Here is a 24,829-nt window from a genome sequence, read left to right on the forward strand (position 1 = left end):
TCCGTGGGAATGCTTTCCCGTTCCCACGCTCCTTGCTGTTCGCGAAGACATCGTTTCAGACGACGCATTTCCGACTTTCATACCGGCCTTTTCGCGAACAGGTTCGCCCCTACGGCCTAAGGTCAGAATCAAAAGCGTACGTGTGTAACGCCGAGCGGCACGAGAGTCATCTGCTATTCAGGCCTGAACAAATGTGCATGCCCGGCCCGATACAACGACGACTCACTGAAATGATCGGCAGCAAGCACGCGGCCGACCAGAATCAGCGCGGTACGCCGAAAGCCCTTGGCCTGCACTTTCTCCTGAATGTCTGCCAGCGTACCGAGCGCCCAGTCCTGATCCGGCCAACTGGCGCGGTGTACCACTGCTATCGGGCAGTCGGCACCGTAATGCGGGGTCAGCTCTTCGACAATCCGCTGCAGGTTTTTCACCCCCAGATGAATTGCCATGGTCGCCCTGTGGCTGGCGAGGCTCGCCAGCGCTTCGCCACTCGGCATCGAGGTCTTGTCGGCGTAACGGGTCAGAATAACGCTCTGGGAAACATCCGGCAGCGTCAGCTCAACGCCCAATAGTGCAGCACAGGCCGCAGTGGCGGTCACGCCGGGGATGATTTCGTACGCAATACCCAATTCCCGCAAATGACGAATCTGCTCGCCAATGGCGCCGTACAGGCTCGGGTCGCCGGAATGTACGCGGGCCACGTCCTGGCCCTGTGCATCAGCGGCCTTGATCAGATCAATGATCTGCTCCAGATGCAACTCGGCGCTGTTGGTCACTTGCAGCGCCTGATTACCTTCCAGCACGGCCAGCGGCACCAGCGAGCCCGCGTAGATAATCACCGGACAGGTGCGAATCAAACGCTGGCCCTTGACGGTGATCAGCTCGGGATCGCCAGGACCTGCGCCAATGAAATAGACGGTCAATGAATTCTCCGGAAATGAATACGCGAGTGCTGCAATTATCCGCCCGCAATGGGGCAGGTTGCCAAGGCAAATGTCACCTGAGTGCTTTTCTGCCGCTCGATGACCAGCCGCGCTGTGCCGTTGCCCAGCTGTGCGGCCAGTGCCAGCGCCGAACCTTCGGCTATACCGTGACAGCCGGTGGTCTGCAAGACCTGCGCAGAGCGGTGCGTCAGATGCAGCTCCCACGCCACCAGTTGCGCGGCGTTGAAGAACACCAGTGGCACCGCCAGTTGCCTGGCCAGTTCGAGCAGACCGGGTTCCTGATCTTTCAGGTCAATGGACGCCAGCGCGGTGACGCTGCCGATCTCCAGATCAATCGCGCGGAGGCTGTTCTCGATCAGCTCACGCAAGGTCGCCGCCGAACAACCGCGCCGACAGCCCAGCCCGACCACCAGGGGCGCGTCGGGTTGAACGTTCGGTGGATCAGGCCTGATGCCGGTCGGCATTTTAGTGCGCGGTGTGGCTGTGAACATCGTTTCTGCGGAACAGCCAGGCGCTAATCAAGCCCATGGCAATCCAGAACAGCGCGTTGGTCAGCAGTGACGCGATCATGAACTGCGATTCCAGCGCTTCAGGTGCCAGGCTTTCATGAACCAGCGGTTGCGGCGCGCCAATCACGTGAGGCACAACCAGAATCGCCAGTCCGAGCGCTTTCAGCAGCCAGTTTTGACCAAACACCAGCAACGCCAGCCCGGCTGCAGTAGACGCAGCAGTACCGATCCACCACAACTGACGCTGACTCAACTCAGCGGCAGCAGTGCCTGGCAACTCGGGTGGCAGGCCCAGGGTAGGTGCCAGGACGAACACCGCAAAACCCGCCAGCCCCCACCAGGCGCCCTGAGCCGTTCGGCCCGGCGCGCGCAGTGTATAAAGCGCGGCAAGCATCAGGGCGAAACCCACTGCGACCACCAGATTGCCGCCCGTGGTGGACAGCACTCGCTGCCAGCCGTCTTCCGGCTCCCAGGCGGCTTCTTCGTGTACATGACTGTGTGCGGCCGCAGCACCGTCAGCATGCTCATGCACCTGTTCGGTGGGGGCATTCTCGTAAGTTTCGGCCTGCTGGATCAGTGGCACGACCCAGAAGCTTTGCAACAAGGTCAGCAGCAGGGCTGCCAGCAGGCCGGTGAAGCCTGCCGTTTGCGCGATTCGCTTGAACATTGTGCAGTCCTCAATGGCAAGGGAAGGCGGCGCTGTGGCGGGTGTCGTGCGCCGCATTGTGTACCGCGGCAATGTGTGAAAACCCGGCAAAATAGACCAGGCACGCACCCAGCAGTGCAGCGCTGATTGCAGCGGTCAGGCGTTGGGTTTGAGTTGAGCTGGTCGCAGCCGTCTGGCTGCTGCTGATGGTGGTCATGGCGATCCCTCTTGAGTGTCGGCAAGTGGGCCATGCGCACGCGAACCCACTGGCGGGCGCCAGAGGTTTCAACTGCGCCCGCCCACCGCGGGTGTGTCATTGAAAAAATATCGGGCCGGTCTCCGGGCTCGCGAGGGGCTTGAAGCGCAGTGCGTTCAGGCCTTCAAGGTCACCTTCCCATGCCGGGGCACAGTGGATCAGACCTTCTCTCGCTTACCGTTGCGGGGGCAGCACCGGACTTGCTCGACAGCTTGAGCGCACCGGTTTCCCGTTTCACCCCGTGAGGGGCACCCGAAACAAGGCGCACAGGAGAGCATGGGCGGCAGGGCAGCGTCAATCTGAACGATTGACCTGTCTGCGGTCACTGCGTAGCCTTGCCGGTTCGAGGTTCTCCATCCGTACTACGTTACAGAATGGAGCTAAGACGGGAATGCGGTCGATGCCGCAGCTGCCCCCGCAACTGTAAACGGTCAGGTTCATTGCACAGCCACTGCTGCGGCGGGAAGGCGCGATGAATGCATGTCGCCAGGGTCTTCGATGATCAGCGACATGCCGCCGTGAGCCAGGAGACCTGCCTCGAACCGGGCTGACTGAAAAGCCTGCGAATTCTCACTACAACCGGGCGGGGTGATCCGGTGGCGATCCGAACCTTGTGCCTGCACGTGGTTCTCGTCCTGTTTGCCCGCCGCATTGCCAAAGGGCACCTGATGAAAACACTGGCCAAGCTTCCCGTCACCATCGTCACCGGCTTTCTCGGCTCGGGCAAGACCACCCTGTTGCGACACATGCTCGACAACGCCGAAGGTCGGCGCATCGCGGTGATCGTCAACGAATTCGGCGAGCTGGGCATCGACGGCGAAATCCTCAAGCAATGCACCATCGGCTGCACCGAAGAAGAAGCCAACGGCCGCGTCTACGAACTGGCCAACGGTTGCCTGTGCTGCACGGTGCAGGAAGAGTTTTTTCCGGTGATGCGTGAGCTGGTCGCTCGCCGTGGCGACCTTGACCACATCCTCATCGAGACCTCGGGGCTGGCGCTGCCCAAGCCGCTGGTACAGGCCTTCCAGTGGCCGGAAATTCGCAACGCCTGCACCGTCGACGCAGTGATTACAGTGGTCGACAGCCCGGCGGTGCTGGCCGGTACGTTCGCCGCATTCCCTGATCAGGTCGATGCACAGCGCAAACTGGACCCTAATCTGGACCACGAGTCGCCGCTGCACGAGCTGTTCGCCGATCAACTGGCCAGCGCCGATCTGGTGATCCTCAATAAAGCCGACATGATTGACGCCGAAGGGCTGGCTGCGGTGCGCGCCGAAGTCGCCGAAGAGCTGCCGCCAGCCGTCAAGGTGGTTGAAGCCAGTAGTGGCCGCTTGCCGATCAGCGTGCTGCTGGGCGTCGGAGCCGAATCCGAGCTGCACATCGACGGCCGCAAGACCCATCACGATCATCACGAAGGTGACGATGATGATGACCACGATCACGACGCATTCGATTCGATCTCCCTGAAACTGCCGCAAGCCGATGAAAAAGTGCTGCTCGATGCGCTGAATCAACTGGTCGTGCAACACGGCATTCTGCGCGTGAAAGGCTTCGCTGCGATCCCCGGCAAACCGATGCGCTTGCTGATCCAGGGCGTGGGCACGCGTTTCGACAAGCACTTCGACCGTGCCTGGCGCGCCGATGAAGAGCGCGCTACTCACCTGGTGCTGATCGGCCAGGAGCTTGACGCGGTCGCGTTGCAGGCTCAGCTCAACGCTGCGATTGCCGGCTGACCCATGCATTTACTGAGAACCCAGCCCGGCGGTTTTGTACCGGACGACAACATTGCCGATCTGGGGCAGACGCCAGCCGAGCTGGTGATTCTCTGCAGTGGCGATTCCAGCCTGGCGCTGCTGGCCGAGGCCGCCCAGCACCTGCCTGATGACTACCCCAGCCTGCGTTTGGCCAACCCCATGCAGGTGCAGAATCACGCCTCGGTCGACCTGTACGTCGATGAGGTATTGCGCCACGCCAAGGTCATTCTGATCTCCCTGCACGGCGGCATCGGCTACTGGCGTTATGGCGTCGAGCGCCTGATGGAGCTGGCAGAGCGTGGCGTTCAGGTAATTCTGGTGCCGGGCGACGACCGTCCTGACCCCGAACTGAGCGATCTGAGTACGGTGCCCGCCACCGAGCGCGACCGACTCTGGCAGTTTCTGCGTCAGGGCGGCTTGCCGAATGCGCTGGACCTCTATCGCTGCATGGCCAGTCAGTGGCTGGACCGTGATTATCCTTGGGCCGAGCCCCAGCCGTTGCCGCGCACTGCTGTCTATCATCCGCAACGGGCGACTGCCGGTTTGCAGGATTGGCAGGCCGACTGGCACGCGGAACAGCCTGTCGTCGCGCTGCTGTTCTATCGCTCTCACTTACAGGCTGCCAACACCGGCTTCATCGATGAATTCTGCACCCGCTTGCAGGCGCAGGGCATCAACCCGCTGCCCATCGCGGTCGCCAGCCTCAAGGAGCCGGGCTGCTTTGTCCAGGTCGAAAGCTGGCTGGATGAAGCCGAAGTCGAGCTGATCCTCAACACCACCGGTTTTGCCCAGTCGAGCCCTGAAGCGCCGCATCTGCGACCGTTCCGGCGCAATGTGCCGGTGATTCAGGCGATCTGTGCCCAGGACAACGAACCCGCCTGGGAGGCCAGCGAGCAGGGCCTCGGCGCTCGTGACCTGGCGATGCACATTGCCCTGCCGGAACTGGACGGACGGATCATCAGCCGCCCGATCAGCTTCAAGGACCTGGCCTGGCGCAGCGAGCGCAGCCAGTCGGATGTGGTCTGCTACCGTGCTCAGCCTGATCGCATGGACTTTGTCGCGCAGCTGGCGCGGCGCTGGATCGAGCTGGCGCGGCTGCCCAATGCCGACAAGCGTGTAGCGCTGATCCTCGCCAACTATCCAACGCGTGATGGGCGGATCGGCAATGGCGTGGGTCTCGACACACCGGCTGCGGCGCTGAATATCCTGCGTGCCATGCAGGCCGAGGGTTATCCGGTGGCAGCACTGCCGGACAGCGGCACCGAGCTGATCCAGCAGCTGCTGGGTGGTGTGACCAACGATCTGGACAGCATTGATCAGCGCCCGTGCCAGCAAAGCATGGCGCTGGATGAATACCTCGCGGCGTTCAACGAACTGCCGCAGAGCAACCGTGATGCGGTTAATGCCCGCTGGGGCGCACCGGATGCCGACCCGATGTTCCGCGCCGGACGGATGATGATCGCCGGTCTGCGCTTCGGCCTGACCTTTGTCGGCATTCAGCCCGCGCGGGGGTATCAGGTCGATCCAAGCGCGGTCTACCACGATCCGGATCTGGTGCCGCCGCACGGCTACCTGGCGTTCTACTTCTGGCTGCGCAAAGCCTATGGCGCGCACGCTGTGGTGCATGTCGGCAAGCACGGCAATCTGGAATGGCTGCCGGGCAAGGGCGTCGGGCTGTCGCGAGCCTGCTGGCCGGATGCTGTATTGGGGGCGATGCCGAATATCTATCCGTTCATCGTCAATGATCCGGGCGAGGGCGCACAGGCCAAGCGCCGCACGCAGGCGGTAATCATCGACCACCTGATGCCGCCACTGACCCGTGCCGAAACCTATGGCCCGCTGCGCAATCTGGAACTGCTGGCCGACGAGTTCTATGAGGCGCAACTGCTGGATCCGCGCCGCGCCCGCGAGCTGCAACGCGACATTCTCGAACTGGTCCGTGAGACGAATATCGATCGCGAGCTGGCGCTGGACGAGTCCACTGACAGCGATGCCGATGCGGCGGTCTGGCTGCCGCGTCTGGACACCTACCTGTGTGATTTGAAGGAATCGCAGATCCGCGACGGCCTGCACATTTTCGGCCAGTCGCCGGAAGGCCGTTTGCGCATCGACACCTTGCTGGCCCTGTTGCGCATTCCGCGCGGTGACGGGCGTGGGGCGCAATCCAGTTTGTTGCGGGCTCTGAGCAAAGCGTTCGAACTGGGCTTTGACCCGCTGGATTGCGAACTGGCCGAGCCCTGGAGTGGCCCGCGGCCCGCTGCGTTGCTGGCCGTCAGCGGCGACCCGTGGCGCAGTGCCGGTGATGCTCGCGAACGACTGGAACTGTATGCCGCCGCCCTCATCGAACGCGTAACGCTGGGTGAAGCGCGGCACGATTTGCCGGCTCATGATGATCTGGCCCTGATTGTCGACAGCCTGCGCGAAGTGGTCGCCCCTCGGCTGGATGCCTGTGGCCCTGGCGAAATGCAGGGCATGCTCGATGCCCTGAGTGGTCGCTTCGTGCCTGCCGGGCCCAGTGGCGCGCCAAGCAGGGGAAGGCTGGACGTATTGCCAACCGGCCGCAACTTCTTCAGCGTGGACGTGCGCAACTTGCCGACCACCACGGCCTGGCGCATCGGTTTCCAGTCGGCGAACCTGCTGCTGGAGCGGCACCTTCAGGACCACGGCGACCACCTGCGTCAACTGGGCTTGTCAGTCTGGGGCACGGCGACCATGCGCACCGGCGGCGATGATATTGCGCAGGCCATGGCGTTGATGGGCGTACGTCCAGTCTGGGCGACCGGCAGCCAGCGGGTCGATGATTTCGAGATTCTGCCGGTCAGCCTGCTGGATCGCCCGCGCGTGGACGTCACACTGCGCGTCTCCGGCTTTTTCCGCGATGCGTTTGCCAACCTGATCAAACTGTTCGACGCCGCCGTGCAGGCAGTGGCCGCGCTCGACGAGTCGGACGACCTGAACCCGTTGGCCGCCAGGGTGCGCGAAGAGCGCCAGGGGTTTGTGGCTGAAGGGCTGAGCGAGGACGAGGCTGCACGTCAGGCGGGCTGGCGAATTTTCGGCGCCAAACCCGGGGCTTACGGGGCGGGCGTGCAAGGTGCGATTGACGGCCGGCTGTGGCAAAGCCGCGAAGACCTCGCCGAGGTCTATCTGAACTGGGGCGGCTACGCCTATGGTGCTGCGGATGAAGGCACGCCTGCCCGACAGCGTTTTGCCCAGCGTTTGTCCAAGGTCCAGGCAGTGTTGCAGAATCAGGACAACCGCGAGCATGACTTGCTGGACTCAAACGATTATTACCAGTTCCAGGGCGGCATGCTCGCGGCTTCGGAAAGCCTCAGCGGGCAAAAGACCGCCAGCTATCATGGCGATCACAGCCAGCCTGATCTGCCGAAAATCCGCACCCTCAAGGAAGAGCTGAACCGGGTGATACGCTCGCGTGCGGCAAACCCGAAATGGATCGACGGGGTCAAGCGTCATGGTTACAAAGGTGCGTTCGAAATGGCCGCGACCGTGGATTTCCTGTTCGCCTTCGACGCCACCACTGAACTGATCGACGATCATCAATACGCGCTGCTGGCCGACGCGTATCTGCTGGATCCGGAGACCCGCGACTTTATCGCGCAACACAACCCCGACGCCTTGCGCGACATGACCGAGCGCATGCTCGAAGCGCAACAGCGCGGGCTCTGGCAGGAACCTGGCGAGTATCAGCAAGCGCTGGAAGACCTGTTGCTGGACATAGAAGAGAACTGATGAACTTGCCTGACTCAAGCACTCCACATTTTCCGCTGGCCGCCGTGGTCGGTGCCGATGATCTGAAACTGGCGCTGTGCCTGACGGCCATTGATCCGCGCATTGGCGGCGTGTTGATCGAGGGGCCGCGTGGCATGGCCAAGTCGACGCTGGCGCGGGGTCTGGCTGATCTGCTGGCCAGCGGTCAGTTCGTCACCTTGCCGCTGGGTGCAACCGAAGAGCGTCTGGTTGGCACACTGGACCTGGATGCTGCGCTGGCCGAGGGCCGTGCGCGTTTCTCGCCGGGCGTGCTGGCCAAGGCCGACGGTGGTGTGCTGTATGTCGACGAAGTCAATCTGCTGGCCGATCATCTGGTCGATTTGCTGCTGGATGTTGCGGCCAGCGGTGTGAATCTGGTCGAGCGCGACGGCATTTCCCACCGTCACGCTGCGCGTTTCGTACTGATTGGCACCATGAACCCTGAAGAAGGTGAACTGCGCCCGCAGTTGCTGGATCGCTTTGGTTTGAACGTCGCACTGAGCGGTCAGACACAGCCTGTCGAGCGTAGCCAGATCATTCGTCGTCGCCTGGATTTCGACGCCGATCCAGCTGTTTTCTGTCAGCACTGGCAGGCTCGGCAGGACGCCTTGAAGCTTCGTTGTGAACAAGCGCGCCTGCTATTGCCGAGCATAGAACTGGATGATCACTCGTTGGCCGCGATCACCGAGCGCTGTTTCGCGGCGGGCGTCGACGGCATGCGTGCCGATCTGGTCTGGCTGCGTGCTGCCCGAGCGCATGCGGCGTGGCGTGGTGGCAAACAGATCGAAGAACAGGACATCGAGGCGGTCGCCGAGTTTGCCTTGCGCCACCGACGTCGCGAACACACTCCGCCGCCGCAAAATCAGGAAGCACCGCCGCCGGAATCGTCTCCAAAGCCTGACAAGCCCGAGAGCGGGCAGGGCAACTGGGGCGAATTGCCTGCTCAGGCGGTGATTACCGGGTCACGCCGTGAAGTGCCGAGCTGGCCAAAAAAGCCTTAGGCATCCGCCCTCGTGCTGCACCGGGGGCGGATGCGATTCCCCGTCCCGGTCGACTGGCCTCCGGCAGGCAAGGCGCCGTTCGTGCCGGCACTGACGGCATGGTGCAATGGCTGCCGACCCTATTGAAGGGGCGCCCAAAGAGCCGCAAGGACCTGGTCCGCCAGCCGCGTAGCGCTCGGCCGAGTGAGCTGTTGCTGGTGATCGTCGATGCCTCGGCCTCCACACGCCGTCATCAAGCCTTGAGTCAGGCCAAAGGTCTGCTGTCACAGGTATTCGACGATGCCTGTCGGCGGCGTGCGCGGCTGGCTTTGCTGACCGCGAGTGGCAATACGCCGCGCTGGCAGCATCAAGGCCTCAAGGCTTCAGCGGCATTGAGTCCATGGCTGGACGGGTTGGGCGCGGGGGGCGGTACGCCGCTGTCAGCAGCGCTCGAACAGGCCATGAGCTGGCTGGAACAACGCCAGCAACGCTACCCCTCGGAACAGCATCGGGTGTTGGTGCTGACCGATGGCAGAATCAAGCAACTGCCAGCGCTGCCGGCATTCCCCTGCGCGAGCCTGCTGATCGACATCGAAAAAGGCCCGATTCGCCTGGGGAGGGCAAAGGAGCTTGCAGCAAGCCTGGGCGCGGACTATCGGCACATTGATGAGCTGAAACGGGTTTGAGGGGCTGATTTGCACACCTGCCTGGGCTTCGGCAAATAGTCAGGGCATGACCTTGATTCAATTGGCCCTGCTGAACCGCTATGTGACGTCAGCACGCTGGTTAAAATCTCCCATGCGACTCGTCCTCGTGCCTTGGCGGTAGCTTGCACCACGGTGCTTTAGATGTGCTTTTCGATCGCGATGGCGCTGACGACGCAGATTGCGATCCCCTGGATCGGTGTCAGGGCGAAGGAACCCGACGAAGTCGGGCCGGAAACGGAGCCAGGGGGTTTGGTTACTTTGGCCCCATCAAAGTAACTCGCCGAGTGGCGAAAAGGTGCCTCAAGTCGGATACCTATTCAACTGCCATCGCAGAACCGCTCTATGACGCAGAGCGTCACGAACTGCATACCGACGCGGAGCGTTGGCACGATAGTCATACAGTTGGCACCAAAGCCTGAGAGTCCTTTGCGCTTGATACCGCGCCAAGATGCAGAATTGTGACGCGAAGCGTCACCCGGGGCATGCCAACGCAGAGCATTGGCACGAGATTCAGCTGGACCTGTGCCCCCCGATGAGCGCAGGGCGTGATCAGGCAGGCATGGTCCACGGCTCGAGGTCATAGCCCTCATTGCTGATTTCGGCGCGGGCCTGTTCAAGGACGCTGGCCAGCTGTTTCTTGTCCGAATAGGCGCTGCTCGGGATCTGCTTGCGACCGATGCGGTTACTGGTGCGGTCGATGACCGTCAGGCTCAGTTCGCCGTTACCGTCCTGTGGTGCCCAGGCAACACACTGGAAGGGTTCAAAAGCGTGTCCAGCGATCAGAAGTGCATCGTTGAAGCGCAGTGGGGCGTTCATGGTTGTTTCCTCAAGTGCCCATATCAATTCAGTCACGTCGGCGGGCTGACCGTCCGGCTGGTTACTTGTGTTGATGAACGACAGGGGGGCATGAGTCACACCCTTTGCCGGAAAAATTCTGAAAATTTTTTCATTCGCACTGTGTGAGAGCTGGCCAAGGGGCATTAATGGCGAAAAAATCGACCTAATGGCAGTTGGTCATGACGGTTAGACCCAAACGGTACAAGGACGCGTCAAATAGTTGCTAATGTGATATTCGAGCCCGGCAACATGCTGTTTATAAAACAAAACATACCCATCCGACGTCGGGCGCCAAGGAACCTGCATGCATGAAAAGGTCTGCGCGCAACGTCTGCTGATGATTGATGCGGACAGCGATTACGATCACCTGACCCCGATCCTGCAAGCAGCCGGATGGACGGTCGAGAGATGCACGCTGGATTCAGCCCCTGTTGACGACTGCGACGTCGGTTTGATCCACCTGAAACCTGCGTATTTCGAGCACCTCGATAAACTCGAAAAATTCGTTACCCGCGCTGACATTCCCTGGATTGCACTGATGACAGCCAACGACCTGCGCCGCGAAAAGGTCGGTGATTTTGTTTGCCAATGGTTTTTCGATTTCCATATCGTGCCATTTGATGTGAACCGCATGCAGATCACGCTTGAAAAGGCGTTGAACAGTGCGCTTTTACACAAGCAGAACAGACGACGGGAACCACTGTCCGAACCTGAGATGCTCGGTGACAGCCGGCTGACCCGTGAATTGCGACGTCTGTTGAGCAAGCTGGCGCCTACTGAAGCACCGGTACTGATACGCGGCGAACGTGGCACCGGCAAGGCGTTGATTGCTCGAATCCTGCATGCCCAGTCCCGGCGCCGTGGCAGGCCTTTCGTGACGTTCGATTGTGGCGCGGTTGCCAACCATCTGATCCACGCAGAACTGTTCGGTCATGAAGCAGGTGCTGGCGATGATGCGCCTGAGCGCAAGGCCGGACGAATCGAGGCCGCGAATGGCGGCACGTTACTGCTTGAAAATATCAGTGATCTGCCGCTGGAAACCCAGGCTTATCTGTTGCGTTTTCTGGAAGACGGGCAGATTAAGCCCCTGGGCGGCAGCGAGCCACTCAGCGTTGACGTCCGGGTACTGGCCGCGACCGAGTCAGACCTCGAAACAGCCATTCGTAAAAAGCGTTTTCGTGAGGATTTGTACTACCGGCTCAACGTACTGCAGGTGGGCACCGCGCCACTGCGCGAACGGCATGGCGATCTGGCCATTCTGGCTAACCATTTTGCTCACCTCTACAACCTGGACAGAGGCAGGCGCGCACGCAGTTTCAGTCAGGATGCGCTCATCGCCCTTGGCAAGCACGACTGGCCAGGCAATGTTGGCGAATTGGCCAATCGGGTGCGGCGAGGGCTGGTGCTGGCGGAAGGCAGACAGATCGAAGCTGGCAATCTGGGGTTACCCGACGACGATGTGATGGGCAGTATCAGTACTCTGGACGAGTATAAATCCCGCGCCGAGCGTCAGGCACTGTGTGACGTGCTGACTCGCCACAGTGACAACCTGAGCATGGCTGCCAAGGCGCTAGGCATCTCGCGACCGACTTTCTACCGCCTGCTGCACAAGCACCAGATCCGCTGATGCACCGAGCAGTTTTGCCACCGCAACCATCGCCTGTTCACGACGCTGCTGCCAGTCGCCGTCGAGCACCTGATAGGGTTTTCGATGCGTGTCGAGCCATTTCCGGCTAGCTTCGAAGAACGCCTGGCGTTCGCCCGGATCCGGCTGGCAGCGTTGCCCATCGCTGATCCAGTCCACACCCTTCGGTGACAGCAGCAGGTGCAGGTCGTAGGACCTGCTCAGCAATTGCTCTTCAATCCATGCAGGGCAGTCGCCGAACAGGGTCCGGCTCCAAAGTATGTTGCTCAACAGATGGGTGTCGAGAATCAGCAACTCAGGAGCGCCGGCACGTGCAGTATCTTCCCGGGTCAGTTGACCCTGAGCGATGGTCGGGATATCGCTGTAGAAGGTATCGCGGCCCTGTTGTTCGATGAACTCACGAACGTATTCACCGACCATGACCCCGCCGAAATGCTTGTGAATTTCGGCCGCCAGCCAGCTCTTGCCGCTGGACTCGGGGCCGGTCAGGACCAGCACTTTCATCGCGCCAGCACCAGATCATTGCGCCATTCGCGCCAGCCCTGAACGGCCAGCAGGGTGAAGAGTGCGTAAAGGGCCGCCGTCAGGTACAGGTCTTTGTAGATGAACAGGCCGACAAAGGTCACATCCAGAACAATCCACAGCGGCCAGCACTGCACGCGCTTCTGGGCCATCCAGACTTGAGCGACCAGGCTGAAACCGGTCAGTGCCGCATCGAGCCAGGGTTGTGCTGCATCAGTGAAATGGGCCATGCCGGCGCCCAGTACCAGGCTGATCAGCACACCGACCGCCAGCCCCATGAGTACAGAAGAACTATTGAGCACACTGACGGCTCTGACCGGCAGGCCATTGCCATGCCGGGTCCATTGCAGCCAGCCGTAGACTTGCAGGCCGGCGTAGATCACCTGCAACAGCATGTCCGAGTACAGCTTCACGTCGAAGAAAATCCAGATGTAGATGACCACCATGACCAGACCGATTGGCCAACACCAGGGGTTCTGCTTCACTGTCAGCCAGACTGCAATCACGCCGATGGCAGCGGCAAAGAGTTCAAGCCCGGACATGGCGGCACCTTGGTGGGAGTAGTGGTTACAGGGGCGGCGATTGTAATCGCTTCCGGGCAGGGCGGGGAGCCTCTGTTTTTATCGACAGCACGCCAGCAGGCGCTGTGCGCGAAGGTCTGCTAGCATTCCGCGCCTCGCATGTATGCAGGTTCAAGCTTTGTTCAGGCTGGCAACGGCATAGTGGCAAGCATTTTTTACACAACAACATTAACAGCGAGCCAGAGGCATCGCTTCATGGGGGAATGATGGATCTTTGGACCGCTGCTCAGGCATTGATATTGGGTGTTGTTGAGGGTTTGACGGAGTTCTTGCCGATCTCCAGCACAGGGCATCAGATCATTGTTGCCGATCTGATCGACTTCGGTGGCGAGCGCGCCATGGCGTTCAACATCATTATCCAGCTGGGTGCGATTCTGGCGGTGGTATGGGAATTTCGGCGCAAGATTCTTGACGTGGTCGTTGGTCTGCCAAAGCAGCAGCAGGCTCAGCGCTTTACCCTCAACCTGCTGATCGCGTTCATGCCCGCAGTAGTGCTCGGGGTGATTTTTGCCGACATGATTCACCACTACCTGTTCAATGCCATTACTGTGGCCACGGCACTGGTGATCGGGGGCGTGATCATGCTTTGGGCCGAGCGCCGCGAGCATACCGTGCGCACCGAAACTGTCGATGACATGACATGGATTGATGCGCTTAAAGTCGGGCTGGTGCAGTGCCTGGCGATGATTCCCGGTACATCCCGCTCCGGCTCGACCATCATTGGCGGCCTGCTGTTCGGCCTGTCGCGCAAGGCGGCCACTGAGTTCTCGTTCTTCCTCGCCATGCCGACCATGGTGGGTGCAGCGGTTTATTCGGGCTACAAGTACCGTGACATGTTCCGCCCGGAAGACTTCGCGGTCTTCGCTATAGGCTTCATCACCTCGTTTATCTTCGCGATGATCGCGGTACGCGCGCTGCTCAAGTTCATTGCCACCCACAGCTATGCGGTGTTTGCCTGGTATCGCATCGCCTTCGGCCTGCTGATTCTGGCGACCTGGCAGTTTGGCTGGATCGACTGGGCATCGGCCAAGGCATGACCCGCGTCCGACAACCTCAGCGACCGGCCAGCGGGGGCAGGGCGCCTGTTCGGCAACTGCCCCTCAAACTGTCGGTGTATGTGCTGTTGTGCGCGCTGCCGGTGTACGGTTCTACGTCGCTGTGGGCCAGGCAGGGGGTGATGATTCCGGCGCTTGCCCTGATGGGGATGAGCCTTCTGGCGGTCGTGCTCTATCGACGGGACAAGCGCCAGGCCGGAAACGGCGGTCAGCGCACGCCAGAGAACGTGCTGCACAGCCTGGAATTACTGGGCGGCTGGCCCGGAGCGCTGTTGGCGCAACAGATGTTTCGGCACAAGACCCGCAAGGTGTCTTTTCAGGTCGTATTCTGGCTGATCGTAGCGGTGCATCAGGCGTTGTGGTTCGACTGGCTGTTTCTGGGCAAGCGACTCTTGCAGATGTTGCCCGCGCAGTTTCATGGCCTTATAGCATCAGCGCAATCTTCTGGCGCTTTGGCAGTTTGCTGACCACCAGTTGATGGGAGCGGGTCAGCAGATCCTTGATCTCCGATTCGCTCAAGGCAGTCAGTTTCGTCACGCTGATCCAGTGCGCTCTGGCCAGGTAGGGTGCAGGACGTATGCCGGGGCGGTCGACATAGCCTAGAAAAAGCTCCGCAGCCACCTTGAACGCCAGCTCATCACCCGCTAGGTCCATGACCGCAAACATCTTCTTTTCGGCGATGGAAAACACCCGCACGCCGCCCCATTTGTAGTCTTCCCGCGCGCCCGGCAGGCTGAGGCAGAATCTGGCGATATCGTCTTTTTGCATCGGCTTTTGCGTGGATTTTTGCATGGAGAAGCTCCTTTGTCGGCTGTCAAAAGGCAAGCTGTTCGATAGCCGCACGGATATTCGATCAGCGGATTGTATGCTGCCGTGACACTCATTAGTGTGCACGTTTGCCTTTTCTCTGGAGCCTCGTATGCCTGCTGTGCAACTCGCTGATGGTGAACTGAATTATTTGCTGGAAGGCCAGCCCGGCGCGCCAGTGCTGGTTTTTTCCAATTCGCTGGGCACCGACCTGCACATGTGGAACAACCAGGTTGCGGCGTTTACCCGGCATTTTCAGGTGTTGCGTTACGACACGCGCGGTCATGGCAAATCGCTGGTCAGCGAGGGCAGCTACAGCATCGAGCAGAACGGCCGCGACGTATTAGCGTTGCTGGATGCGCTGCAGATCGAAAAGGTGTCCTTCTGCGGGCTGTCCATGGGTGGGCTGATCGGGCAGTGGCTGGCTATCAACGCGCCACAGCGTCTGCAGCGGGTGGTGCTGTGCAATACCGCGGCGAAGATCGGCAACCCCGATATCTGGAATCCGCGCATCGAAACCGTGTTGCGCGAGGGACAGGCGGCGATGGTCGCCTTACGTGACGCCTCCATCTCACGCTGGTTCACCCCGGCATTCGCGGTACAGGAGCCTGCCTCGGTGGAGCATATTGTCAGCATGCTGGCGCAGACCTCGCCACAGGGTTACGCGGCCAATTGTGCTGCCGTGCGCGACGCCGATTTTCGCGAGCAAGTGGCGGCCATCAAGGTGCCGACGCTGGTGGTCTGCGGCACCGAAGACGCGGTGACAACCCCCGCCGACGGACGCTTCATTGCCGAACGCATTCAGGGCGCGCAGATCGTCGAGTTGCCCGCCGCTCATTTGTCCAGTGTCGAAGCGGGAGAAGCATTCACTGCGCCGGTGCTGGCGTTTCTGACCGCTGAGTAATGAATCCGCGTCCTGCGGCGGACCTTGAGAGGCTTGCGGTAGCGCGGCATACTCGCCGCTCTAGACGCGAGGTGGCCGGTGTTTGATCTCAATGATCTGTATTATTTCGTTCAGGTGGTCGAATGCCGAGGTTTCGCGCCAGCCAGTCGCAAGCTGGGAATTCCCAAGTCCAAGCTCAGCCGGCGCATTGCCGGACTGGAAGAGCGGCTCGGTGTCACGCTGATTCATCGCTCGACCCGCAAGTTTGCCGTGACCGAAAGCGGGCGCGACTATTACGCTCATTGCGTGGCGATGCTGGTCGAGGCCGAAGCTGCCGAAGAAGCCATTCAACGCTCCAAGTCCGAACCGCAGGGCAAGGTCGTGATCAGTTGCCCGCCTGCCATGGCCGCCATGGGCATCAACGAGTCGATTGCCGGTTTCATGGCGGCGCACCCCAAAGTGCAGGTGCACATCGAGAGCACCAACCGGCGTGTCGATCCGCTCACCGAGAACATCGATATCGCCTTGCGGGTACGTTTCCCACCGCTGGAGGATGACGGTCTGGTGGTGAAGAATCTCGGCCACTGTGCGCAACGGTTGGTGGCTCATCCCGATCTGGCGGCGCTTATCCCGGCTAACCCGTCATTTGACGAGCTAGGCAAATTGCCGAGCCTTGATGTGCCGTCTTCTGCACCCGAACATCGCTGGCTACTGGAAAACGGACCGGGTCATTATGTCGAAGTGCGACACGTCCCGCGGTTGGTCAGCTCGGATCTGGACGGCATTCTGCAAGCCGTTCTGCAGGGTGTCGGCGTCGCGCAATTGCCTGAAATCCTGGTCAGGGGAGCGTTGCAGCAGGGCCGTCTGGTGGAGTTGTTCGATTCACACCGCCCCAAGTGCGGCATCCTCCATGCAGTGTTTGTCTCGCGACGCGGCCTGCTGCCCGCCGTCAGAGGCCTGCTGCCCGCCGTCAGAGGCCTGCTGGATGCATTCGAGAGCTCATTCAAGGAGCTGGCCCACAATCCTGAGTCGATCTATTGTTCCTTATATAGAACGAACAATCGCATTCAGGGCGACTAATCATCTATTACGATCACTGGTAGGATGCTCTCCACTGATCGCCTGTCGGCGATATTCACTTGGGAAGCCCGTTATGAAACTTCTACACCTTGATTCCAGCATCCTCGGCGACCATTCTGCTTCGCGCCAGCTGACCCGTGATGTCGTTCAGGCCTACCAGAGCGCGCACGCCGACGCTCAGGTCACCTACCGTGATCTGGCCAGCGATGCGCTGGGCCATTTCTCGGCCGCCAGCCTTGCTGCAGCCGGTACTCCGGTGGAAGCCCGCGACGCTGCCCAGCAGCACGAAGTGGACGCCAACGAAGCCACCCTGCAACAGTTTCTCGATTCCGACGTGGTAGTCATCGGTGCGCCGATGTACAACTTCACTGTGCCGTCCCAGTTGAAAGCGTGGATCGACCGCATCGCCATTGCCGGTCGTACGTTCCGCTACTCCGAAGCCGGCCCTGAAGGTCTGTGCGGTGGCAAGAAAGTCATCATCGTTTCCACCTCCGGTGGCCTGCATCAGGGCCTGCCGACTGGCGCAGGTCATGAAGAGCTGCTCAAGGCACTGTTCGCGTTCATTGGCGTAACCGATCTGCAATTCGTGCGTGCACACGGCCTGGCTTACGGTGAAGAGCCTCGTGCCAGCGCCATCACAGCAGCACAGCAGCAGGTCAAGGATTTGTTCGCCGCCTGATCGTCAGCAAAATTCTGACCATGACTCCACCGCTTGCGCATTGATTTGCGTCTGGCTGTGGAGTTTTTTTCTTCGCTGCAAGAGGGGGGGCAAACCCTTACAGCTTCCTTACAGGTAAGCAGGCGCATAGAGGACTAAGCTGACCTTGTGCGAACCTCTGCCGGGCATTTTGCCGAAGGGTTCGCATTTGCAAAAAAGAATGGGCTGATGCTGGCTCGACTTGTGCACTAATTCAGTTTCGAAGACTCTCATCTGAGTGACACTTCAAGTGTAAGCGGCGCGCTGGAGCATGATGCTCGACACAAGCGCATGAACGGACTGTCCGGACGAGCTTCCGGAACGACAAAGGTTGGGCCTCACCATGGTACGTCTTTGTGCAGTGATGCTGGTTTGCCTGCTTGAAAGCATGATGTCGGTGCACGCTCAGGCTGCTGAAGCCTGGAGTGCGGGCTATCACGAATTGACTTTTCCTGATCCGCTGGACTCGCTGCCGATGCAGGCGATTGCCTTCTATCCGTCGACCGGCAGCGAGCAGTCCAGCACTATTCATGGCTACCGTGTCGAGGCCAGTGAAGACGCACCCATTGCCATGGGCCGGTTCCCGTTGTTGCTGTTGTCGCATGGCAATACGGGCACGCCACTGGCCCTGCATGATCTGGCAACTTCGCTGGCGCGACAGGGTTTTGTGGTAGTAGCGGTGATTCACCCCGGCGACAACGATCGTGACCACAGCCGCCTCGGCAGCCTGAGCAATCTCTACGGACGTCCGCTGCAGATATCCGAGGCCATCAGTTCAGCACTGCTTGACCCGATGCTAGCGCCTTACCTCAATGCGCGTCAGGTTGGCGTGATCGGCTATTCGGCGGGGGGTGAAACCGCTCTGATCCTCGCCGGCGCGCAACCGGACTTGAAGCGTCTGCGTCAGTATTGTCTGGAGCGCCCGAATGATCGGGACGCCTGTAAAACCCAGGGTGAGCTGGTTGCAGACCGGGACGACCTGCATGCCCAGGCCGACCCCCGGGTAGGCGCGTTGATGCTGATGGCGCCCTTGAGCCTGATGTTCGGTCGCCATACGCTGGGGGATGTGCATGTGCCGGTGCTGATGTATGCCGGCGACGATGATCAACTGCTGGCCATCGACCGCAATGCCGAGGCGCTGGCGCGCAAACTGCCGCAGGCTCCGGACTACAAGCTATTGGCGGGGGCAGGGCACTTCGTGTTCATGGCGCCGTGCAGTGACGAACAACGCGCGACCGCGCCGCTGCTGTGCAATGACCCCGACGGGGTTGATCGTGAGGACATTCATCGCACTTTGAGTGCCGAAGCCGTGCGTTTCTTCACGACGGCGCTGAGTGCGGCTGATCCAGACCGTTCCGGCATGCAGACAGCGCATCATCAGTAATGGCCTGGCGGCCATTGAGCGAGCGCAGGTAATCGCCAAACCCGCCCTTGGCTTTTGAGTCGAGGCGGGTGCTGGTGGTCACTCTGGGACGGCAGCTCCAGGCGATGCGTGCGCCAATCAACTCCAGTTGCTGGACCAGATGCACATCCTCATGGCAGGCCAGCGCTGGAAAACCACCCGCACTGACATAGGCAATCGAACTCACACCCAGGTTAGCACCGTGTATGTGCCGGTGGCCGTCGCGATGCTGATAGTGGCTGAGATAGGCCGCCTGCGCAGCAGCCGAGATATTCTCGTTCCAGTCGCCAGGCATGACGGTTCCGCACACTGCGTCGGCATCCAAAGCCAGTTGCTCGCTCAACCAGTCGCTCGCCACGCTGCTGTCGCCATCGGTGCAGGCCAGCCAGCGCGCGCCCCTGTCGAGCAGGAATGCCGCACCTTCGGCACGCGCCTGTCCGACATTACGGGCCGTCACCTCCAGAATCATTACGCCATGGGCACGAGCGATGTCTGCGGACCCGTCCGTGCAGCTGTCAAGCACCACCAGCACTTCCACGACTTCGCCTTTAAGATCCGGGTGGGCAGCGGCGTGCAGGACGGTCGTCAGGCAGGCGTCCAGCAACTGTTCTTCATTGTGCACCGGAATCAGAATGCCGATCATTCGAGAACTCCTGTTCTGCGACAGAGGTACCATCACGACTCCACAGGTCCATCAGGAAATCCTGTTCGTGATGACTAAAAAGCCGATGCATGGACAGCCTTTCAGCCAGCGTGTCATGAACACGTTGTGCATTCAGCGGGCAGCCTTCGATGTCGGGGCGCCAGTGGCAGGCGAGCAGTTGGCCATCGGGTGATAGCGCATCAAGTGCGCAATCGATCAGGCGGTTCAGATCGTTGATATCAAGGTAATAGCCCAGTTCGCTTAACACGATCAGGTCGAACTTCTCCGCCGGCCATTGCTGCGGCAGGCGAGCTTGCAGTACGCGGGCATTGGGCCTGTCAGCCAGGCGCTGGCGAGCCAGTTCTACTGCGCGGGTCGAGGTGTCGCAGCACAGCAGGGCGTCGCAACGTCTTGCCAGGTCGGCGCTGAGTTCGCCGTTGGCACAACCCGGTTCAAAGATCGACCGGTAGTGCTCGCGGGGCAGGGCGGCCAGGGTCAGCGCGCGCTTGCGGCGTTCATACCAGCGCTTTTTAAACGCCCACGGATCGCTGTCGTTGCTGAAGAGCTCGTCGAAGTAGCTGTCTGCCACGCTCATGTGAACACCACTTCAAACGGCTGCATCAGCCGTTCCAGAACGCTGGCAGGCAAGACCGGAGAAAGTCCTGCAGCCGGATCACCTTGCAACTGGCTGGTAAACGCCTGCGCGGCATGGCGTTTACGGGCGAGCGTCATCGGGTCGAGCAGCAGCTTGCGCGCACGCTCCCAAGGCAGACGCGGGTCTTCGGGATCTGCCCAGTGCCAGGCCCAGATCGGCACTTCATGAAGTTGTGCGCCGGTAAGGGCACAGGCCTTCGCACTGGCGCGGCCAACGGCCTCGTGATCGCCGTGGCCGTCACCCGACCAGGTGGCAAAGACCACATCGGTCGGCCCCAGGTGCTGTGCGAGAAATTCGACCAGCCGATCTTCCTGTCCGCCGACGTCGCCATCCTGAAAACCGCCACGCAGCCATTCCAGGCGCTCGACAGGGATATCGAGACGACTCAGCGCCTCAGCGCTTTCCCGAGGGCGGATGTCGGACAGCCGCTCGACAGGCCAGAGCGCCGAACCCGGATGGCTGGCGGTGCCATCGGTGACCGAAATCAACAGCAGGTGGCGTTCCAACTGAGCCAGTTGACTCATCAGGCCGCCACAGCCCAGTACTTCGTCATCCGGGTGCGGTGCAATAATCACCGCCCTGCAATTGGGCGGCACCAACAGATCGGCAGTGACTGCCGGCAGGCCGCGCAGCTTGCCGGAGGCATTCCAGGCGGACAAGGGAGTGCCTTGGCCTGCTTCGTCTTCACTCACTACAAAGGCTTCACTCATGTTGAATACGTTCTCATAGCGACCACGCCCGTGACGTTTCAAGCCGTTTGCCGGTCAACTGACCCAGCGCAGCCATATCCCGCTCGGCATGACTCTGGCGCAGAAAAACAGGCAAATCGGCGATCAATCGGGCGAAATGTGCATCCTTGCAATAAGGGCCAGCGCCCACCGCGCGACCAACATGCTGGATGACCTGATCGGCTGTCTGCTCAATGAATGCTCTACAGCGCCGCGCAATGACTTCCGCATTCTCGGTGGGGGCGTTGTCCAAGTGCACGGCGGCAGCGCGGAGTACGTCGGCCGCGGCATTCAGGGCAACGTCCACTGCGCCCAGATGAGCAAGCGCATGGGGTTCTTCGCGTTTGCCGACCTGTTGCAGCAGGCGCTGCGCGATGGAGCGCGATGCGCCAAACCAGCAGGCGGCGATGCCGATGCCGCCTTGCCAGAAGCCCGGTCGATTCAGATAACCGTCTGCTTCGCCAACCCGCTCTGCGCTGGCCCGCTCGAACATGACTTCGACGCTGCCGGTGGCGCCCATGCCAACTGCTCGCCAGCCATCATTGGTGATACGCACACCCGGTTGATCAAGGCGTACGGCTACCAGTTGTTGACGCTGTTGCTCATCCCATACAGTGATCAGGGCGTGGCTCACTGCCGACGCACCGGAACACCAGGCTTTGCGGCCGTCCAGGCGAAGCGAATCGCCTCTGCCGCTGAGCGTTACCCGTGCCTGTGGCGGCTCTGCCGCCCACATGCCCCAGGTACTGAATTGTTCGGGGGGCGGGGCACCCAGTTCCGCCATGATCGCCAAAGCGTCGGTGTGCCCCTCGTAAAGCTTGCACAACCCCAAGTCGTGGCCTGCAACGCAGGCCAGCGCCTGCCAGCGCTCAAGTGTCTGACCGCCGGCAGGCAGGGGAAGCTGATCCAGACCTTCAATCACCAGTGCCTGCAAGCACTCGCCCAGCGCACGCGTATCGGCATAGCCCTGCCTGCGCCAGTCGAGAAACTCACTCAAGGCATCAGTCATTGCTGATCTTCATGCTTCAGTTCGAAAAGCAACAGTGAGCGCGGGGTAACGGTGTATTCCGAACCGAAGGCAAACTGCTCCTTGCTGCGCGCATCGTCCTGATTGGTATCGATCAGGCACTCATAATGCGTGCCTTCAGGCACTTCCGGCAGCGTGAAGTTGACGCCGTCATGATGTGCGTTGACGACCAGCAGCAAGGTGGCGTCTGCACCAGGACGGCGGATACCGGTTTCCTGTGCGCGGCCATCCATCAGCATACCGAGGCAACGGCCATTGGCATCGTGCCATTGCTCGACACTCATTTCTTCGCCGCTCGGCGCAAGCCAGGTGACGTCCTTGACGCCGATTTCTTCGTTGTAATCGCCCACCAGGAAGCGACTGCGACGCAGGATCGGGTAGGTCTGACGCAGCTTGATCACGCGGGTCACGAACTTGAGCAGCGCCTCGCCGTCCTCGTCCAGATCCCAATTGATCCAGCCAATCTCGCTGTCCTGGCAGTAGGCGTTGTTATTACCGTGCTGAGTGCGGGCGAACTCGTCACCCGCCACGATCATCGGTGTGCCTTGTGCCAGCAGCAGCGTGGCGAAGAAGTTGCGCATCTGGCGCAGACGCAGGGTATTGATTTCCTGATCTTCGGTCGGACCTTCAACGCCGTGGTTCCAGGACAGGTTGTTGTTGCTGCCGTCCTGGTTGTTTTCGTCGTTCGCTTCGTTGTGCTTGTCGTTGTACGACACCAGGTCGTGCAGCGTGAAGCCATCGTGCGCGGTGATGAAATTCACCGAAGCCTGAGGGCGACGACCGCGCTGGTTGAACATGTTGCCGGAGGCCGTCATGCGCGCAGCAAAGTCGGCCAGTTGGCCTTCATCGCCTTTCCAGAAGGCACGCACGGTGTCACGGAACTTGTCGTTCCATTCCATCCAGCCCGGTGGGAAGCCACCGACCTGGTAGCCACCCGGACCGCAGTCCCAAGGCTCGGCAACCAGTTTGACCTGACGCAGAACCGGGTCCTGGCGGCAGGCGACCAGGAAGCTGTGACGCTCGTCGAAACCGTCATGGTAGCGACCGAGAATCGTTGCCAGGTCGAAGCGGAAACCATCGACGTGCATTTCCGAGGCCCAGTAACGCAGCGAATCGGTAACCATCTGCAGAACGCACGGGTGACTCAGGTCAAGGGTGTTGCCTGTACCGGAATCGTTAATGTAGTAACGCTTGTCGTCCGGCATCAGCCTGTAATAGGAGGCGTTGTCGATACCCCGCATGGACAGGGTAGGGCCCAGCTCGTTGCCTTCGGCGGTGTGGTTGTAGACCACATCGAGAATGACCTCCAGCCCGGCATGGTGCAGGTGCGCGACCATTTCCTTGAACTCGGCAATCTTGCCGCTGGCCAGGTAACGCGGGTCCGGGGCGAAAAACGCAATACTGTTGTAGCCCCAGTAGTTGGTCATGCCTTTTTGCAGCAGGTGCTGGTCGTTGACGAACGCATGGATCGGCAACAGTTCGACCGAGGTCACGCCCAGCTTGCGGATGTGCTCGACGACAGGCGCTGACCCCAGACCGGCAAACGTGCCGCGCAGCTCTTCGGCTACCTCTGGGTGGCGCATGGTGATGCCGCGCACGTGGGTCTCGTAGAAAATGGTCTTGTCCCAAGGCGTGCCAACGCGTTGGTCGCGGCCCCAGGTGTAGGCCTCGTCGATCACTTTGCTTTTGGGTACGAACGGAGCGCTGTCGCGTTCGTCGAAGCTCAGGTCGCCATCAGCGTGGCCAATGGTGTAACCGAACAGTGCTTCCGACCATTTCAGTTCGCCGACCAATTGCTTGGCGTACGGGTCGATCAGCAGCTTGTTGTGGTTGAAACGGTGACCATTCTTCGGATCGTACGGGCCGTACACGCGGTAGCCGTAGATCAGGCCGGGATGCGCGTCGGGCAGGTAACCGTGGTAGATCTCGTCGGTGTATTCCGGAAGCTCGATGCGCTCCAGCTCCACTTCGCCGGTCGAATCGAACAGGCAGAGTTCCACTTTGGTGGCGTTTGCCGAAAACAGGGCAAAGTTTACGCCCAGGCCATCCCAGCTGGCACCGAGTGGAAAGGGAAGTCCTTCGCGAATGCGTGTCGGGGTACTGGCAGGGTTATCGTGCGTGGCCGAACTTTCTTCCGCCGCTGGTGTGGACTTCGTATTCATGGTGCCTTCCTGACGTCTGATAATTTTCTGAGCGGCCAAGACCGCTACCGAAGCCCGAAGGCTTCGATATTGACGATAGAGTGTGGGTGTGCAGCAAGCCTGACCTCAATGTTCCGAGCAGGCCTGCAACAATGGACTGGCGTATCGCGCCAAGAGTTTCAATCAGCCGATGGCTTGCGTGGTTTCTTCGCGGCTGGCTTGGCTGGAGCGTCAGTTGGGGCAGCCTTGGGCTTGGCTGCTGGCTTGGCTGCGGGTTTTGCGGCCGCTGGCTTAGGCTTTGCTGCTGCAGGCTTTGGCGCAGGAGCGGACTTGGCCACCGGTTTTGCAGCACCCTTGGCCGGAGCCTTGGCGCCATCTACCTCAGGTAGCTTGGGCTTGGTCGACTTGCGCACGTTGGACTTGTTTGGAGCCAGCGCCTCGGCTTCTGCCAGCTTGCGCGCCATCTCCCAATGACGTTCGTCGTGTCCGGAAGGCTTACCTTCCGATTCCCAGATTTGATAAGCAAAATCACGAATTCGTTTTTCGTCGGCACTCATCTCGACAC

At 60.7% G+C, this 24,829-nt stretch carries 25 protein-coding genes and 2 riboswitches; of the genes, 11 read left to right on the forward strand and 14 right to left on the reverse strand.

Annotation, left to right across the window (positions count from 1 at the left end; translation table 11 throughout):
• Positions 1-173 precede the first annotated feature (173 nt).
• The 4 genes from cobM to N018_RS11255 are packed head-to-tail and all read right to left on the reverse strand — an operon-like array spanning position 174 to position 2,316.
• A complete protein-coding gene (gene cobM, locus N018_RS11240; RefSeq protein WP_025389606.1) occupies positions 174-923 on the reverse strand; it encodes a precorrin-4 C(11)-methyltransferase in 750 nt (249 codons plus the stop codon).
• A 35-nt stretch (positions 924-958) separates the two neighbouring features.
• Positions 959-1,408: a cobalamin biosynthesis protein gene (locus N018_RS11245; protein WP_025389607.1), complete on the reverse strand. Its 450-nt coding sequence runs from the start codon at positions 1,406-1,408 to the stop codon at positions 959-961.
• A gap of 1 nt (position 1,409) precedes the next feature.
• Positions 1,410-2,120, reverse strand: coding sequence for a CbtA family protein (locus tag N018_RS11250; protein WP_025389608.1), 711 nt, complete (start codon positions 2,118-2,120; stop codon positions 1,410-1,412).
• A 10-nt stretch (positions 2,121-2,130) separates the two neighbouring features.
• A complete protein-coding gene (locus N018_RS11255; RefSeq protein WP_024645327.1) occupies positions 2,131-2,316 on the reverse strand; it encodes a CbtB domain-containing protein in 186 nt (61 codons plus the stop codon).
• A 96-nt stretch (positions 2,317-2,412) separates the two neighbouring features.
• Positions 2,413-2,626: riboswitch (cobalamin riboswitch) on the reverse strand.
• A 58-nt stretch (positions 2,627-2,684) separates the two neighbouring features.
• Positions 2,685-2,909: riboswitch (cobalamin riboswitch) on the forward strand.
• Between the two features lie 114 nt (positions 2,910-3,023).
• Here N018_RS11255 and cobW point away from each other — a divergent pair.
• From cobW to N018_RS11280, 4 genes are read left to right on the forward strand one after another with little or no spacing between them, the layout of a single operon-like run.
• Positions 3,024-4,088, forward strand: a complete 1,065-nt coding sequence (gene cobW / locus N018_RS11265) for a cobalamin biosynthesis protein CobW (protein WP_025389610.1) — start codon at positions 3,024-3,026, stop codon at positions 4,086-4,088.
• 3 nt (positions 4,089-4,091) lie between these two features.
• Positions 4,092-7,856, forward strand: coding sequence for a cobaltochelatase subunit CobN (gene cobN, locus N018_RS11270; protein WP_025389611.1), 3,765 nt, complete (start codon positions 4,092-4,094; stop codon positions 7,854-7,856).
• Positions 7,856-8,875: an ATP-binding protein gene (locus tag N018_RS11275; RefSeq protein ID WP_025389612.1), complete on the forward strand. Its 1,020-nt coding sequence runs from the start codon at positions 7,856-7,858 to the stop codon at positions 8,873-8,875. The genes cobN and N018_RS11275 overlap by 1 nt, the downstream gene beginning before the upstream one ends.
• A 53-nt stretch (positions 8,876-8,928) precedes the next feature.
• Positions 8,929-9,540, forward strand: a complete 612-nt coding sequence (locus tag N018_RS11280) for a vWA domain-containing protein (RefSeq protein WP_025389613.1) — start codon at positions 8,929-8,931, stop codon at positions 9,538-9,540.
• A 570-nt stretch (positions 9,541-10,110) separates the two neighbouring features.
• Here the strand turns inward: N018_RS11280 and N018_RS11285 are convergent.
• The gene (locus N018_RS11285) at positions 10,111-10,377 is read right to left on the reverse strand and encodes a hypothetical protein (protein ID WP_024646044.1); all 267 of its coding nucleotides are present in this window, start codon (positions 10,375-10,377) and stop codon (positions 10,111-10,113) included.
• A gap of 325 nt (positions 10,378-10,702) precedes the next feature.
• Here N018_RS11285 and N018_RS11290 point away from each other — a divergent pair, with 325 nt between their 5' ends.
• Entirely contained in the window at positions 10,703-12,025 is a 1,323-nt protein-coding gene (locus N018_RS11290) for a sigma-54-dependent transcriptional regulator (protein WP_025389614.1), read from the forward strand.
• Here the strand turns inward: N018_RS11290 and N018_RS11295 are convergent.
• Both N018_RS11295 and pnuC read right to left on the reverse strand, forming a co-directional pair.
• Complete coding sequence (locus N018_RS11295; RefSeq protein WP_025389615.1) at positions 11,969-12,547, reverse strand: AAA family ATPase; 579 nt, start codon at positions 12,545-12,547, stop codon at positions 11,969-11,971. The genes N018_RS11290 and N018_RS11295 overlap by 57 nt on opposite strands.
• A complete protein-coding gene (gene pnuC, locus N018_RS11300) occupies positions 12,544-13,107 on the reverse strand; it encodes a nicotinamide riboside transporter PnuC (protein WP_024646047.1) in 564 nt (187 codons plus the stop codon). The genes N018_RS11295 and pnuC overlap by 4 nt, the downstream gene beginning before the upstream one ends.
• A 245-nt stretch (positions 13,108-13,352) precedes the next feature.
• On the opposite strand from pnuC, the gene N018_RS11305 reads away from it, so the two are divergent.
• Together N018_RS11305 and N018_RS11310 are read left to right on the forward strand one after the other, a co-directional pair.
• Positions 13,353-14,183 (forward strand): undecaprenyl-diphosphate phosphatase, encoded by an 831-nt coding sequence (locus N018_RS11305; protein ID WP_024646048.1) that lies wholly within the window; start codon positions 13,353-13,355, stop codon positions 14,181-14,183.
• Positions 14,180-14,668, forward strand: a complete 489-nt coding sequence (locus N018_RS11310; RefSeq protein WP_025389616.1) for a DUF1294 domain-containing protein — start codon at positions 14,180-14,182, stop codon at positions 14,666-14,668. Before N018_RS11305 ends, N018_RS11310 begins: the two co-directional genes overlap by 4 nt.
• Here N018_RS11310 and N018_RS11315 read toward each other — a convergent pair.
• Positions 14,625-14,993, reverse strand: a complete 369-nt coding sequence (locus tag N018_RS11315) for an MmcQ/YjbR family DNA-binding protein (RefSeq protein WP_025389617.1) — start codon at positions 14,991-14,993, stop codon at positions 14,625-14,627. The genes N018_RS11310 and N018_RS11315 overlap by 44 nt on opposite strands.
• 127 nt (positions 14,994-15,120) lie before the next feature.
• Between N018_RS11315 and pcaD the strand changes: the two genes are divergently transcribed.
• The 4 genes from pcaD to N018_RS11335 all read left to right on the forward strand — a co-directional run bounded on the left by pcaD (position 15,121) and on the right by N018_RS11335 (position 19,052).
• Positions 15,121-15,912 (forward strand): 3-oxoadipate enol-lactonase, encoded by a 792-nt coding sequence (pcaD, locus tag N018_RS11320; protein WP_025389618.1) that lies wholly within the window; start codon positions 15,121-15,123, stop codon positions 15,910-15,912.
• Positions 15,913-15,990: 78 nt separating this feature from the next.
• On the forward strand, positions 15,991-16,971 hold the full coding sequence (locus tag N018_RS11325; protein ID WP_025389619.1) for a LysR family transcriptional regulator: 981 nt from the start codon (positions 15,991-15,993) through the stop codon (positions 16,969-16,971).
• Positions 16,972-17,044: 73 nt separating this feature from the next.
• Complete coding sequence (locus tag N018_RS11330) at positions 17,045-17,650, forward strand: FMN-dependent NADH-azoreductase (protein WP_025389620.1); 606 nt, start codon at positions 17,045-17,047, stop codon at positions 17,648-17,650.
• A 361-nt stretch (positions 17,651-18,011) separates the two neighbouring features.
• Positions 18,012-19,052, forward strand: a complete 1,041-nt coding sequence (locus tag N018_RS11335) for an alpha/beta hydrolase family protein (protein WP_024646054.1) — start codon at positions 18,012-18,014, stop codon at positions 19,050-19,052.
• On the opposite strand, the gene N018_RS11340 is transcribed toward N018_RS11335, so the two are convergent.
• From N018_RS11340 to N018_RS11365, 6 genes are all read right to left on the reverse strand, one after another.
• Positions 18,988-19,713 (reverse strand): glycosyltransferase, encoded by a 726-nt coding sequence (locus N018_RS11340; protein WP_025389621.1) that lies wholly within the window; start codon positions 19,711-19,713, stop codon positions 18,988-18,990. The two genes, N018_RS11335 and N018_RS11340, sit on opposite strands and share 65 nt — an antisense overlap.
• Positions 19,682-20,308, reverse strand: a complete 627-nt coding sequence (locus N018_RS11345) for a class I SAM-dependent DNA methyltransferase (protein WP_024646056.1) — start codon at positions 20,306-20,308, stop codon at positions 19,682-19,684. Before N018_RS11345 ends, N018_RS11340 begins: the two co-directional genes overlap by 32 nt.
• On the reverse strand, positions 20,305-21,078 hold the full coding sequence (locus N018_RS11350) for a PIG-L deacetylase family protein (protein ID WP_024646057.1): 774 nt from the start codon (positions 21,076-21,078) through the stop codon (positions 20,305-20,307). The genes N018_RS11345 and N018_RS11350 overlap by 4 nt, the downstream gene beginning before the upstream one ends.
• A gap of 13 nt (positions 21,079-21,091) precedes the next feature.
• The gene (locus N018_RS11355; protein ID WP_025389622.1) at positions 21,092-22,105 is read right to left on the reverse strand and encodes an acyl-CoA dehydrogenase; all 1,014 of its coding nucleotides are present in this window, start codon (positions 22,103-22,105) and stop codon (positions 21,092-21,094) included.
• Complete coding sequence (glgX, locus tag N018_RS11360) at positions 22,102-24,285, reverse strand: glycogen debranching protein GlgX (protein ID WP_024646059.1); 2,184 nt, start codon at positions 24,283-24,285, stop codon at positions 22,102-22,104. Before glgX ends, N018_RS11355 begins: the two co-directional genes overlap by 4 nt.
• Before the next feature lie 158 nt (positions 24,286-24,443).
• Positions 24,444-24,821, reverse strand: a complete 378-nt coding sequence (locus N018_RS11365) for a DUF2934 domain-containing protein (protein ID WP_025389623.1) — start codon at positions 24,819-24,821, stop codon at positions 24,444-24,446.
• Positions 24,822-24,829: the final 8 nt, after the last annotated feature.

Source organism: Pseudomonas syringae CC1557, assembly GCF_000452705.1.
Taxonomy (GTDB): Bacteria; Pseudomonadota; Gammaproteobacteria; order Pseudomonadales; family Pseudomonadaceae; genus Aquipseudomonas; species Aquipseudomonas syringae_F.